This window comes from Pseudomonas sp. Pdm06 (genome assembly GCF_014851795.1).
Taxonomy (GTDB): Bacteria; Pseudomonadota; Gammaproteobacteria; order Pseudomonadales; family Pseudomonadaceae; genus Aquipseudomonas; species Aquipseudomonas fluorescens_AA.
Genome location: NZ_JACVAH010000006.1, coordinates 224258 through 236558, shown reverse-complemented (window position 1 = coordinate 236558; position 12301 = coordinate 224258). Strand labels below are relative to the sequence as shown.

The window sequence follows — 12301 nt, the reverse complement described above, 5'->3', positions numbered from 1 at the left end:
TCTACATTGCTTGTCACGACAAAAAAGGACCTGGCACAAATGAAGGATACGTTTTCGAAGCGAAATGGTTTTGCGAGCTCTGAAGAAGTCGACATCACTGTTCGAAATGACGCGCCGGAAGAGTTGCGGGGATACCTGATTCAACTGTGCTACGAATGTGGGCTTGGTCCGAAAGACGTGCGACACATTTTGTGCAGAGCGCTTAAGAAGCAGCCTGATCCAAACAATTGGAGTGATTATCCTAATGTTGATGGCGAAAACCTTGACCTTGTCCAGTCGGCAAAATGGTACAAGATTTACGATATTATCGAGCGATTGGAAGACTATCTAGCAAACCAAAATTACCGATCGGAAAATCACGAACATTTTTACGAGCAACTCAACGAATACTTTATTGAAAATGGAATTGGGTGGAAGTTGTTCGAGGGTAGAGTTGAGATTCGAGGGCCAGAATCATTCGAAGTTATCGTTAAAACCGCCTGTGATACCGAAAAGCAGGCGGGGAATGTTACTGCCAGCAAAGAGCTGCACCAAGCCATCGGAGATTTGTCGCGTCGACCGGAACCGGACCCGACTGGTGCGATCCAGCATGCTATGGCTTCCCTCGAATGCGTAGCGAGAGAAATTACCGGCGACGTTAAGGCAAATCTGGGTGACATCATGAAGCGCCACGGGTCGATTATTCCCAAGCCTCTCGATGAGGCTGTCATTAGAGCATGGGGCTTTGCCTCCGAGCATGGAAGACATCTTCGAGAAGGGCGAGAACCAACCTTTGCGGACGCTGAACTGATAGTTGGATTGAGCGCTTCGCTGGGTAACTATCTAGTCAAAATTACAAAGGGCAATCCATGACCCTCCGTTGCGGCCCTACCTTATTATTTTTGGCCGTTGACAACGACTATCCGCATGCGCATTTATACGCTGTAGTACTCCATGCGTACTTAATACGCACATTACATAATGCTAATTGCTAAAAAGTGAAGGAAGAGCATGAGCGAGGAAAAATATTCTTACAAACTACCCGATGAAACTTTGCCAGGTATAAGCTTTAAGGATCATGCGGCCGATTTACTTCAATTCAAAGAGTTTATAGATAATCTCGGGATAACAACACACAATACTAGAATTGACAGATATGCACGCTATTTTCATGAGTTGGCAGAGGGAACGGCAATCGATGAAAAAAGAATTTTCAAAAACGTCAATGATGTGAGATTTCAAAGCCCCCTCGACTGGCACTTGTATCTATTGAGAGAGGCCCACGAACTAATGTGGATTCTACGCGGCCTGAAAAAGCATGTCCCAATAGGAGTCGAGCCAAAATTAGAGAAAATAGTCAGCGGTAGTGATTTCGCGGCTCTCGACAAGAATACCGAGTCAAGGGATACGCAATTCGAGCTGAGAATTGCAAGTTACTTCTGTCAGTCGGGATGTACTGTGGATCTCGCTACTGATACCGACATAATAGCCATCACCGACAAGCACGCTTATTTTGTTGAATGTAAAAGAATAGCGGGCATTCGTAACCTGAAAGACAACCTCGTAAAAGCTAAAGACCAAATACTTCTTCGCATGCCAAAAAAATATGAAGGTAGGCACGCGAATGGCATAATCGCGGCAGATGTAACAAAATTAGCGTTTTTACACAATGGTCTGACTATGGGGCAGACGCCGGATCATGCGCGAGATATTATTCAGAGCAAACTTAAGGAGATCGCTCGAAAAGCATCGACATTGCAAATTTTTACTGGTCGCCCGGATATCATTGAGTGTCTACTTCAAATTCATATACCGTCCGTTGTTATGTTTCCGTCAGCAACCACAACCCGCTTTTCTTCCTACTCAATACATAACAAAAAACTGGACAGAAAGAGTAGCTCGGCAATTAGAGAGTTTTACAATATCTCCCAAGCTGGTAGTATCTCTGACGACCGAGAAATACCCTCAAAACAGTTAAAGCATAGAAAATTCATAGATGTGCCCGCAGGCAGCAGTTACTCTCTGGAGCAGGATTTGATAACAAAAATCCTCTCAGGAACAACTACGCAAAATTTCGTACCAGAAACAATAGTTGCCTCACTGAAGATGGACGATATTATTCATGAGTTTACCGTCTCGGATTTAAATACGGTGATGCGTAGACTTGCACCTGATAGAGTCCGCAAGTTCGCGGAGAACGAATCACCTAATAGAATCGAGCTGATCTTAGAAATGTTTGCGCGACGCTACCCTTATGAAAAAGAATCTTAGTAATCCAGGGGGACTAACTAGCGTTTCGGATAGGTAGCTTCGATCTAAGATGGTTGGGGAGGCGGCTAGCTCTTTAGCATACTGCGCATATCTTCTTGATATTTTTCAAAACTACGTCACCCAATCAGTGACGTTACATTGCTTGCATAGCTCTCTAGGTTAGGATTTTCCAGGTCGAAAGCTGGGTCCTTATTGTTAGAACCATAGCCATGTGCCGTAGCCAAATTATTAAAAATACTTGCGCTGACATTCTTAAGCTTGGAATCGTTAAAGTGGACGTGTTGATTTCGAGCCGCATACACGATTAGCCCTAAAGGAGTGCTTCGCACTTCTCGCCCTACGCAGAACTTAGCCAAGTACGGTGGAATTATAGCCCCCCAAGGTTCATGTAGCTGGGTATTTTCTGAATATATTTCCAAGCCCTTTTCGGCAATTTGTAGTATCGAACCGCATATGGTATCGAGGGCGAATGCTTCGGCACGAAAATCCTCCATAGCTGCCTTGGACTTCGCTAGCTCCTCTGAATTCGCTAAGCACCATTCAGAATAATGCGCGTCTTGCTCCGGACCATAGGGTAATCCGGAGACAAAAATTGGCCCTATCCCGGCCTTCAATGTATCTATATACCCGGTTATAGCGTTGAATAGGTGCCGCACGGCACTTTCGGTTCTCTGAAGATATTCGTCTACATTTCTCATTTGCAAGCTCTAAATTGAGTAAATAAGGCGTTGCGATGCGCTATAATTTTTTAGTTATGAATTTATCTTGTGGCGTTTACGTTGTGATTTTCACTTTTAGGTAGACTGGCGTATCTTCCTGGCAAGTGTCCGAAGACCAACCAATCTTACCGTTCCATGCGCAATCGCCCGCAGAGCAAAGAAAAAAGCTGAAAATGAATTTAGCACCAGCAATATTGGAATAAAATACACCAACAATGTTCTAGATGACCCCGACGCGTTTGAGATATCAAGCTTTAAAACTTCAGTAATCGTCGCAATTATAGAACCCAGCCCTACACCAACGACAAATAAGATGGTAGCTTGAAGCCCCCTTTCTGCCGCATACAACGACCTCCGTTGAGCTGCCCCAGGCTGCAAGGCTCTCGAACGGTTATACAACAGTGCTGTGAACCCAAATAACACGGCCAGTACGGGAAAACACACGCTACCAAGAGATAAGTAATCTTTTAGTTGCAAGTAATGATTCATTGCGCCAAAAAATACTGTTGAGCCAAGCGATAGGATAAGAAAGTAAAACAACCTTACAGCGGAGCGTTCCAAAAAGCTAACAATCTTACCAATTTTTTTTAGCAGCTTTTTAATCCCTGCATCTTCGTATCCTTTCATTTCAACGACTCCTAGTCCCACAGTGCGCTCCTGCATCGCAACAGTTCACGACCGTTACTATCAGATTGTTTATGTTACCCATTCCCCGACGAGCGTTGGCATAGTATGGCTCACCGGGAATAGATGTCACGAATAGAACCAGATCAGGCTTTATACTGACTACCCTAGAGATCACGTGAAATATAAATTGGAATTTCGCGACTCCAAGTACCGACTCCTTCGATATCCAATTGAAATCTGAACGGAAAAAATCCGTCAACATTCTCTGTAGATAACATCTCTACAACCTCCACCTTCCGAACAGCCATCAAAGGAGTTGTCGGCTTTATGGGATTGTGACCTGTATGTGGTATGCAAGCCATCCTAATAGTTTCGAGTTTTATCAGTCTCGGCAGCCACGGGGAACCAAAGAAAACTTGTGAATACTCTCGAATTCGCGTGCCCCATGAAGGATGAAATAACATCTCACCACGACTCGTTGATAAGCAGAGCTTTATTTTTTGTGGAAGTGCATCCAAACCACGGACCGTCGCTAGGTTTCCGTTCGTTATGAAAAGATCATTGTCGTCGCTAAGTGCGAGATCCATAGGCAGATGATTAGCATCGGTACGGGGAAAACTTTCAATAACAGCTACAGCAAGAGTGAGTTGTTGTTGGTGCTTTGACCATATCGGGGCTGAAGCTAGTTGACGTCCATCACCAAGCGCGTTGACTAGAACAAACCGATCGTAGGGATCTAGCGTTGTAAAACATTCTCCAAAACGGATTAGGTCCCCAAGCTCTCCGATAATGAAGTGGTCTAATCGGAATGACCATATGTTGGCCTCAATGCCAACTAGCTCACCGGTGAAGACGAGATCGGGACCAAGCGCTATGAAATCAGTGTCATGATGCGGGGCACTCGCCCCAGCTAAACGTGCTACCTGCGCTGTTTCATGGGCCATTTTGATTTCATGGAGACGGTGAACAGGGAATGCGTCAGGATTCACGTCAATCAGTCGAGCATGGCTTTGGCACAGCCAAATTCCATTCGTGATAGACGATCGCTGCTCCGAGGTCATTGTCGCGTCATACCTTGGTCCGCCCGGCGAAGCTGCGGTGATATGAGCAGCTACTCCAATGTTGACATGCTTATCCGGGCCAGTCTCGCTAGGTCCAACCGTAGGTCTTCCGCACTCTGAAAGAGAGCAACAATACCCAGCACGCAAAGCAAGAGCCCTTATGGTCGGCTTGCTGAAATCGTCGCGTTTTTCCTTAGCTGATTGGCCTGAGTCTGGGCCGCTGTGGCTGGTCATTAGTCCGAAGGTCCCTACTGATTAAAGTTCGTGCATGGCTTTTGCAGCCGCCGCATCGTATTGAGTAGCGCACGTGACCGGTAAAGGAGTTAAAAACTACATTCATGCTGCTTACTGCATTGCAGAATCATTTTGCCATCTATTTCGGAGGCATGCACTTCCGCATTGCCGCCCTTGGCATCAAGTCCTACAGCCACATACCCCGTAACACCAAGCCCTAGTCGCGAGGCTACGTCGCCTTGCGCCTTTGCCTACAACTAAGCCAGAATCCGCCCGCTTGTGTGTCCTGGTCCGTAACGGTAGTTTTGTTTCCGTCACTGCTCATCAGTGATCGGGTTTAGCGACCCGAATCGGTACGGTTGCATCAGCGCTCCTGATCTCATTGCAGATATCCCTATCTGCGACTGCTGTAATGGTGGCTGTGCGCGGGAGACCTTCGGGTCTGCCGGGCTCCTGTACCCCCGGTTCGCTAACCTGCGTACAGCCGCCACCCTAACTTGCTTAGCGACAAGTCATGGTGGCTCAACTAGGTACAGGAGTTCTATCATGTTCAAGGTCACACCCAATCCTCCGAATTCGGACCCCAGCTCCGCCGGCCTCGATCCAAAGAAAGTCCAAGAGGCCACCGATCGGGCGCTGGATTTCTATCTGAAACCGAAAGAAGCCGCCGCCAAAACCGCCCCGTCACCGGGTCAGCTCTTCACCGTCATCGACGGCATCGACACCGAAAGTCTGCTCGCCAACCTCAGCGAAAACCTGGCCTCGGCCAACGCCATGATCAACGACCTGGCGTTCGACCTGGACGGGTCGCGACGACATGTTGCGCTGGGCATTCAGCAGGTGATCGAGCTGAGCGAGCTGTTGGCAAATCGGGCGTTGGATAACGTCGATCCACGCTAGCACCCAGCCCGCAACGTGAGGCCGAGTCGGACCTTTGTAGTACCCCCAGCCTACAGAGCCGCCGACTCGCCCACCCGGCAAGGGAGCGTTGCGCCGCTAAGCGCTATAAGCTCCTGTCGCCCGCGTGCACCAGCCCAACTCACATTGCCCGGCGGCAATCTCAGATCCCCGGCATAAATACGTTATAAAACGCGTCAGAGGCCTTGTTCCTCAGTAGCCGACCTCATCATCCGCGATCAACCCAAACTTTCCCCCAAAGCCAACGTCTGCTCGCACACGTTCGCGTCTTCTGCTGCCGTTCTGAACCCACCTCAACCACGCCAACCTCTGGGCACCACCTCCCTAATCCTGATTAAAAGCCCAACCCGCCCGAAGCCCCGAAACTGCGCACACCATCCCCATCAAGCGCAGCCCCATGAACCCACTCCACATCTTTAAACCCGGCACCCACACCGCCCAATGCGGCACCACCTTCCACTTCACCGAAGCCGACCTAGCCGCCACCGTCGCCGCCTACAACCCAACCCTCCACGAAGCACCACTGGTCATCGGCCACCCACAACACGATGCCCCGGCCGCCGGCTGGGTCAAATCCCTAACCGCCACCGCCCAGGGCCTCATCGCCGAACCCCAACAAATCGACGCCTCCTTCGCCGAGCAAATCGCCAAGGGCAGCTACAAAAAAATCTCAGCGTCCTTCTACCACCCAACCGCCGCCAACAACCCCGTGCCCGGCGTCTATTACCTGCGCCACGTTGGCTTCCTCGGCGCCCAACCCCCAGCCGTCAAAGGTCTACGGCCCATCGAGCTGGCCGAGAGTGAGCCCGGCGTCATTCAATTCAGCGAAGACGGTCCACAGGCCACTGACCTAACCACCGCTGTACTAGAAGCAGAGAACCACCGCCTAAAAGCCGAACTCGCCCAACGCGACAACGCCGCCCGTATCGCTGCGCAACAAACCACTCACGCAGCCAGCGTCGCCTACGCCGAACAACTGGTCGCCGCCGGCATGAAGCCGTTGCACGCCCCAGTCGTCATTGCCGCCCTCGACGCCGCGCAGTCCGGCACCACCCCTTTGGAATTCGGCGAAGGCGACCAGTGCCAGCCCCTAAGCGTCGGCCTCAAGACCCTCTTCAACGACCTGACCAACCCCGTCAGCTTCACCGAAGTCGCCACCAAGGCCCGCACCGGCCTAACCGAGGCCGCACCCACCAACCCTTTACTCGCCGACGCCGCAGCCCGCGCCCAACGCTAGGAATCCCCCATGGCCACCTTCAACCAACCCAAAGACCTGGGCGATTTACTGCTGCTCCAAGTCAGCCCCGGCTGGACCAAAAGCAACGTCACGCTGCTCGCCGGCACCGACTACCCACTCGGTCAGGTGCTCGCCAAAGTCGCCGGCAAATACCAACGCCTTGATCCCGCTGGCAGCGGCGCCGCCAAAAAAGCCGCTGCCGTCCTGGCCGAACGCGTAGACGCCACGGCCAGCGATCAGCCCGGCGTGGTCATCGCCCGCGGCGCCGTCCTGGCCCTGGGGCAGTTGGTCTGGCCCGCCGGCATCACCGACGCCCAGCAAGCCGTCGCCCTCGACGAACTCAATGCCCTGGGCATCGTCGCCCGCGCAACCCTCTAACCCGGAGCCACCCATGAACCTGCCAGACCTGTTCAGCGTCGCCAACCTCACCGCCGCCATCAACAAACTCCCGGCCATCCCCGGCAAGGTCGGCGCCATGGGCCTGTTCGACGAGAAAGGCGTCACCAGCACCGCCGTCGTCATCGATGAGCGCGAAGGCCGCCTGGTGCTGGTGCCCAACACCTCACGCAATGACGACCCGGCGCCGCTCGAAGGCCGCAAGCGCAAACGCCGCACCTTCGAAACCTTGCACCTGCCGGTCAGCAGCTCGATCCTGCCCAGCCAGCTACAAGGCATCGCCGCCTTCGGCCAGGAAAGCGCCACCGCGCCCGTCGTCACCGTCGTCAACGACCACCTGCAAGAACTGAAAAACAGCATCGAAGCCACCCGCGAATTCCAACGCGTTGGCGCACTGCGCGGCCAATTGCTGGACGCCGACGGCTCGGTATTGTTCGACCTGTTTGGCGAATTCGACGTCAAACAGAAGAAGGTCACCGTGCCCCTCAGCAAGCCCGACACCAACGTGCGCAAGGCCTGCCTCGACGCCAAACGCCACGCCGAATCCAAACTCGGCGGCGTGATGGTCACCGGCTTTCGCGCCTTGTGTGGGCCAGACTGGTTTGACGCGTTCACCGACCACGCCAAGGTCAAAGAAGCTTTCGCCCACTACCAGGCGGCCCAAGACCGCCTCGGCGGTGACATGCGCTCAGGCTTCACCTTCGGCGGCATCGAGTACATCGAATACGACGTCACCGTCAGCGGCCAGCGCTTCATCCCGGCCGACATCGCCCAGATCTTTCCCGTCGCCCGTGGCGTGTTCCGCCTGTTCAACGCCCCGGCCAACTACAACGAAACCGTCAACACCCTGGGCCAGGCGTTCTACAGCAAAGCCGAGCCGCGCAAGATGGGCAAAGGCTGGGACCTGGAAGCCCAGGCCAACCCCTTGGCCATGTGCCTGTTCCCCGAAGCCCTCGTTGAACTGAAGGCGGGTTGAGCCATGCGCTACTGCACCCGTGCCGACCTCGCCAACGCCATCCCGTTGATGCCCCTCATCCAGCTCTCCAACGACGACCCGGCCGCCACCGAGCCCAACGAAGGCGTCATCGCCGACGGCGTGCGCCAGGCCCAAGAACTGGTCGACGGTTACCTGCGCGGCCGCTATCAACTGCCACTCGACCCGGTGCCCACCGTCCTGCGCGATGCCGTGGTCTACCTGGCCCGGCATTGGCTCTACCAACGCCGCCCCGAGGGCGCCTTGCCCGACGCCGTGAAGGACAGCCGCAAAGACACCCTCCAACTACTGGAAAACATCCGCGACGGCGTCATCACCCTCGGCACACCCACCGGCCAGGCCGTGCCAGAGCCGGGCGAGATCCGTGTGCGCGCACGTCCTCAACAATTCGGCGCCCAACAGTGGGACCGCTATTAATGACGCCGGCCAAAACCCAAACCGAACAACTGCTCGACGCCATGCTCGTCCGGCTACAAGCCGACCTTGGCAGTGAATTGATGATCGAGCTGTTCCCTGAAAATCCGTTGCAATACCGGCTCAACCATCCCCGCGGTGCCGTCTTGCTCGCCTACGGCAAATCCACGTTCGGCCAGTCAGAAAGCACCGACGCCTGCTTCCAGGCACGTCACTGGGTGCTGCGCCTCACATTGGTGTTCCGCCAACTCAATGGCAAAGACGGCGTCGTCGGTCACCTTGACCGCATCCGCACCTGCCTCACCGGGTGGTACCCGCCGCATGCCAACCAGGCCTGCCGTCCCGTGTCCGAACACTTTATCGGTCACCAAGGCGGCGTCTGGCAGTACGCCCAAGACTTCACCACCCGCACCACACACCTGCAAACCCTTGTCCCCGAAAGCGGACCACGACTGACCTTGGCTCAATTTCAGGAGTACCCATGAAACTCACCACGTACCGCTACGCCGGACCACCCAGTTGCGCCTCTCTACGCGTCGGCAAAACCGGCGAACGCCTCGAAGTCCTCCTGCACCCAGGCCAACCGGTCGGCATGCCCGCCGACCACGAGTACACCCGCGTTTTACTGGCCCTCAAACACCTGCATCCGCAACCCGCCAACCCTCTGCCGACGGGCTTACCCGTAAAGGCAGCAGCACAATCAATATCCGCCGCGAAGGAATAACCCATGCCCGCCAACTACCTACACGGCATCGAAACCACCGAAGTCGAACGCGGCCCCAGACCCATCCGGGTGGTCAAATCCGCCGTCATCGCCGTGATCGGCACGGCGCCCACCGGCCCCATCAACGAACTGACCCTATGCCTTAACGACATCCACGCCGCGCAGTTCGGCCCGCACAGAACAGGCTTCTCCATCCCCGAAGCCCTGCAAGGCATCTTCGACTTCGGCGCCGGCACCGTACTGGTCGTCAACGTGCTCGATCCTGCCGTCCACAGCACCACCGTGGATGAGCAAGACAAACAGTTCGCCCCCAACGATCAATTGCAACTGGAGCACGGCGCCCTGCAAACGCTGCAAATAAAATCGGCCGACGGGTTGGTTACCTACTTGGAAGGCGTGGACTACAAAGCCGACAGGCTCACAGGTCACATCAGGCGTCTGCCGACCGGCAATATTGCCGCCAACGCCCTGATCAAAGTGGCCTACACCTACGCCGATCCCAGCAAAGTCACCGCGACGGACATCATCGGCGCCGTCAACGCTGCCGGACGGCGCACCGGCCTGAAAGCCTTCCAAGACAGCTATAACCAACTGGGCTTCTTTCCTAAAATCTTCATTGCCCCAGGCTTCAGCACCTTGAAAGAAGTGACCGCCGAACTGGGCGCTTCGGTCGGCCAAGTCGGCGGCATCGCCTACATCGACGCGCCCATCGGCACCACCGTGCAGCAGGTATTGGCCGGGCGCGGTCCAGCGGGTGCCATTAACTTCAACACCAGCAGTGACCGTATTCGGTTGTGCTACCCGCACATCAAAGTCCGCGACGCCGCCCACGGCGAACGCCTGCAACCGCTGTCCATCCGCGCCGCCGGCCTGCGCGCCAAAGTCGACAACGACCACGGCTACTGGTGGAGCAGTTCCAACCAGGAACTGATCGGCGTCATCGGCCTGGAGCGGCCGCTAACTGCTCGGGTCGATGACTCGAACAGCGAAGTCAACCTGCTCAACGAAAACGGCATCACCACCGTCTTCAACTCCTTCGGCAGTGGCCTGCGCTTATGGGGTAACCGTACCGCGGCCTGGCCGACCGTCACCCACATGCGCAACTTCGAAAATGTGCGACGCACCAAAGACGTCGTTGATGAATCCATCCGCTACAGCGCATTGCAGTTCGTCGACCAGCCCATCACCACCTCGTTAATCACTAGCATCACCGAAAGCGTCAACCTGTTCCTGCGCAAACTCATCGGCGACGGCGCCTTACTCGGCGGCGAGTGCTGGTACGACCCGGCTCGCAACCCACAAACCGAATTGGAACAAGGCCACGTACTGTTCAACTACAAACTCACCGTACCGCTGCCGTTTGAGCGCGGCACCTTCGAAACTGAAATCACCGGGGACTACCTGGTCAACTTGGGGGCTGCATAAATGGCCGGCTTTAGCGCGCATCGTATTTCTAACGCCAACGTGTACCTGGATGGCACCAGCTTCTTTGGCAAATGCGAAGAGATCGACCTGGGCACCATCAAAACCGTGATGAGCGACTTCCAGGGGCTGGGCATGGTCGGACTGATTGAGCTGCCGGATGGCATCGACAAGCTGGAAGGGAAAATCACTTGGAACAGCTTGTACTTTGAGGCGGCCAAGAAGCTGGTGACGCCGTTCAAGAGCGTGCAGCTGCAGTGCCGTTCTAATGTGCAGGTTTTCAACAATGGTGGGTTGGTGAATGAGATTCCGCTGGTCACGACCATGACCATCACGGGGAAGGAGTATCAGTTGGGCACGCACAAGCCGCGAGATCCGACCAAGTACGAGACGCCGTTTTCGGCTACCTATGTGCGGCAGATGATCAATGGGGATGAGGTGGTGTTGTTGGATTATTTGGCGAATATTTTTCGGGTGGGAGGGGAGGACCAGTTGGCTAAGTACCGAAAGAACATCGGTCAGCTTTAGATTTCAAGGCTCCTCTACGCCAGCCAGGGTGAGCAGTGACTCATGAAGCCGGAGCGTCAGCCGATATTTAGTCCCAGTGACTCATTACGGGATGATAATTAATGGCTGACTCATCGTGGTGGCAGACCGCGGCGGCTTCACTGCTGACGGCTGCTTTTACCCTTGCAGGTACAAACTATCAACAGGCTCACCAAGATGAACGAGCGGACCGATCAAGATTTCTAGACGGTGCCCAATTAACGGCACAAGAAACCAGCCATCTATTAGACGACGGCTATAATGCGCTAGCGAAGCTGTTAAAGGAAATGGATAAAATGGGATCGGACGAGTTTTCGAAAGGGCCATTGGACGAGTACAAGGAGTTCTATCGTGGATGGCGTCAACAGTTGATCGCTGAACATTTCAAGTTGTCCCGATATTTCGGAAAGAGTATGGCAAATCAGCTCATCCATCTAGATGAAATTGACATCCATCCCGTAAACAATCTCGCTTCCCCTGATCCATGCACACCACCAGGAAGCGAAGATAGCTTTGATATAGAAAAGCTTGCATTCGAAACTCAGTGCTATGCTCGATCCGTGACAGTAAAGCAAGATATCATCAATCGCGACACTGAAGACAGAAACATTGACGAATTTGCAGAAGCGCTTAACGCAAAGCTGAGGACGCAAAACTTTACCAAAAAGCTACTTCAGCACTATGATAAGTCGTCAGTCAGTTACCTAAGAAAGCTGGATGTACGACTGACGGAGCTAGGATATCCTAAGTAATTGCAGT

Annotated in this window: 15 protein-coding genes; 12 read left to right on the top strand and 3 right to left on the bottom strand. The window is 54.1% G+C overall.

Features of this window, described 5'->3' with window-relative positions; genetic code table 11:
• The first annotated feature begins 39 nt into the window (after positions 1–39).
• Together IB266_RS12775 and IB266_RS12770 are read left to right on the top strand one after the other, a co-directional pair.
• Complete coding sequence (locus IB266_RS12775; protein WP_192261406.1) at positions 40–852, top strand: AbiJ-NTD4 domain-containing protein; 813 nt, start codon at positions 40–42, stop codon at positions 850–852.
• A gap of 138 nt (positions 853–990) precedes the next feature.
• Entirely contained in the window at positions 991–2250 is a 1260-nt protein-coding gene (locus IB266_RS12770) for a hypothetical protein (RefSeq protein WP_192261405.1), read from the top strand.
• A gap of 116 nt (positions 2251–2366) precedes the next feature.
• Here the strand turns inward: IB266_RS12770 and IB266_RS12765 are convergent, their stop codons facing one another.
• The 3 genes from IB266_RS12765 to IB266_RS12755 all read right to left on the bottom strand — a co-directional run bounded on the left by IB266_RS12765 (position 2367) and on the right by IB266_RS12755 (position 4540).
• Complete coding sequence (locus IB266_RS12765; protein WP_192261404.1) at positions 2367–2948, bottom strand: hypothetical protein; 582 nt, start codon at positions 2946–2948, stop codon at positions 2367–2369.
• Positions 2949–3044: 96 nt separating this feature from the next.
• Positions 3045–3596, bottom strand: coding sequence for a hypothetical protein (locus IB266_RS12760; protein WP_192261403.1), 552 nt, complete (start codon positions 3594–3596; stop codon positions 3045–3047).
• Positions 3597–3760: 164 nt separating this feature from the next.
• Positions 3761–4540 carry a hypothetical protein gene (locus IB266_RS12755; protein WP_192261402.1) on the bottom strand — a complete coding sequence of 260 codons (780 nt, stop codon included), beginning with the start codon at positions 4538–4540 and terminating at the stop codon, positions 3761–3763.
• An 897-nt stretch (positions 4541–5437) separates the two neighbouring features.
• Here IB266_RS12755 and IB266_RS12750 point away from each other — a divergent pair.
• The 10 genes from IB266_RS12750 (at position 5438) to IB266_RS12705 (ending at position 12294) form a co-directional block, all read left to right on the top strand.
• Complete coding sequence (locus IB266_RS12750) at positions 5438–5791, top strand: DUF6124 family protein (RefSeq protein WP_192261401.1); 354 nt, start codon at positions 5438–5440, stop codon at positions 5789–5791.
• Positions 5792–6206: 415 nt separating this feature from the next.
• Complete coding sequence (locus IB266_RS12745) at positions 6207–7046, top strand: phage protease (RefSeq protein ID WP_192261400.1); 840 nt, start codon at positions 6207–6209, stop codon at positions 7044–7046.
• A gap of 9 nt (positions 7047–7055) precedes the next feature.
• On the top strand, positions 7056–7424 hold the full coding sequence (locus tag IB266_RS12740; protein ID WP_192261399.1) for a head decoration protein: 369 nt from the start codon (positions 7056–7058) through the stop codon (positions 7422–7424).
• A gap of 13 nt (positions 7425–7437) precedes the next feature.
• The gene (locus tag IB266_RS12735; RefSeq protein ID WP_192261398.1) at positions 7438–8418 is read left to right on the top strand and encodes a major capsid protein; all 981 of its coding nucleotides are present in this window, start codon (positions 7438–7440) and stop codon (positions 8416–8418) included.
• 3 nt (positions 8419–8421) lie between these two features.
• Positions 8422–8853, top strand: a complete 432-nt coding sequence (locus tag IB266_RS12730) for a gp436 family protein (protein WP_192261397.1) — start codon at positions 8422–8424, stop codon at positions 8851–8853.
• A complete protein-coding gene (locus IB266_RS12725) occupies positions 8853–9335 on the top strand; it encodes a Gp37 family protein (RefSeq protein ID WP_192261396.1) in 483 nt (160 codons plus the stop codon). Before IB266_RS12730 ends, IB266_RS12725 begins: the two co-directional genes overlap by 1 nt.
• Positions 9332–9574, top strand: coding sequence for a hypothetical protein (locus IB266_RS12720; protein ID WP_192261395.1), 243 nt, complete (start codon positions 9332–9334; stop codon positions 9572–9574). Before IB266_RS12725 ends, IB266_RS12720 begins: the two co-directional genes overlap by 4 nt.
• 3 nt (positions 9575–9577) lie before the next feature.
• On the top strand, positions 9578–10999 hold the full coding sequence (locus IB266_RS12715; RefSeq protein ID WP_192261394.1) for a phage tail sheath subtilisin-like domain-containing protein: 1422 nt from the start codon (positions 9578–9580) through the stop codon (positions 10997–10999).
• Positions 11000–11524, top strand: coding sequence for a phage major tail tube protein (locus IB266_RS12710; RefSeq protein WP_192261393.1), 525 nt, complete (start codon positions 11000–11002; stop codon positions 11522–11524).
• A 101-nt stretch (positions 11525–11625) separates the two neighbouring features.
• Positions 11626–12294 (top strand): hypothetical protein, encoded by a 669-nt coding sequence (locus IB266_RS12705; protein WP_192261392.1) that lies wholly within the window; start codon positions 11626–11628, stop codon positions 12292–12294.
• The last annotated feature ends 7 nt before the right edge of the window (positions 12295–12301 follow it).

What these genes read in the sequence shown, in the direction of transcription:
- IB266_RS12775 (WP_192261406.1), top strand. Translation starts at nt 40, where the DNA reads ATGAAGGATACGTTTTCGAAGCGAAATGGTTTTGCGAGCTCTGAAGAA.
- IB266_RS12770 (WP_192261405.1), top strand. Translation starts at nt 991, where the DNA reads ATGAGCGAGGAAAAATATTCTTACAAACTACCCGATGAAACTTTGCCA.
- IB266_RS12765 (WP_192261404.1), bottom strand. Translation starts at nt 2,948, where the DNA reads ATGAGAAATGTAGACGAATATCTTCAGAGAACCGAAAGTGCCGTGCGG.
- IB266_RS12760 (WP_192261403.1), bottom strand. Translation starts at nt 3,596, where the DNA reads ATGAAAGGATACGAAGATGCAGGGATTAAAAAGCTGCTAAAAAAAATT.
- IB266_RS12755 (WP_192261402.1), bottom strand. Translation starts at nt 4,540, where the DNA reads ATGGCCCATGAAACAGCGCAGGTAGCACGTTTAGCTGGGGCGAGTGCC.
- IB266_RS12750 (WP_192261401.1), top strand. Translation starts at nt 5,438, where the DNA reads ATGTTCAAGGTCACACCCAATCCTCCGAATTCGGACCCCAGCTCCGCC.
- IB266_RS12745 (WP_192261400.1), top strand. Translation starts at nt 6,207, where the DNA reads ATGAACCCACTCCACATCTTTAAACCCGGCACCCACACCGCCCAATGC.
- IB266_RS12740 (WP_192261399.1), top strand. Translation starts at nt 7,056, where the DNA reads ATGGCCACCTTCAACCAACCCAAAGACCTGGGCGATTTACTGCTGCTC.
- IB266_RS12735 (WP_192261398.1), top strand. Translation starts at nt 7,438, where the DNA reads ATGAACCTGCCAGACCTGTTCAGCGTCGCCAACCTCACCGCCGCCATC.
- IB266_RS12730 (WP_192261397.1), top strand. Translation starts at nt 8,422, where the DNA reads ATGCGCTACTGCACCCGTGCCGACCTCGCCAACGCCATCCCGTTGATG.
- IB266_RS12725 (WP_192261396.1), top strand. Translation starts at nt 8,853, where the DNA reads ATGACGCCGGCCAAAACCCAAACCGAACAACTGCTCGACGCCATGCTC.
- IB266_RS12720 (WP_192261395.1), top strand. Translation starts at nt 9,332, where the DNA reads ATGAAACTCACCACGTACCGCTACGCCGGACCACCCAGTTGCGCCTCT.
- IB266_RS12715 (WP_192261394.1), top strand. Translation starts at nt 9,578, where the DNA reads ATGCCCGCCAACTACCTACACGGCATCGAAACCACCGAAGTCGAACGC.
- IB266_RS12710 (WP_192261393.1), top strand. Translation starts at nt 11,000, where the DNA reads ATGGCCGGCTTTAGCGCGCATCGTATTTCTAACGCCAACGTGTACCTG.
- IB266_RS12705 (WP_192261392.1), top strand. Translation starts at nt 11,626, where the DNA reads ATGGCTGACTCATCGTGGTGGCAGACCGCGGCGGCTTCACTGCTGACG.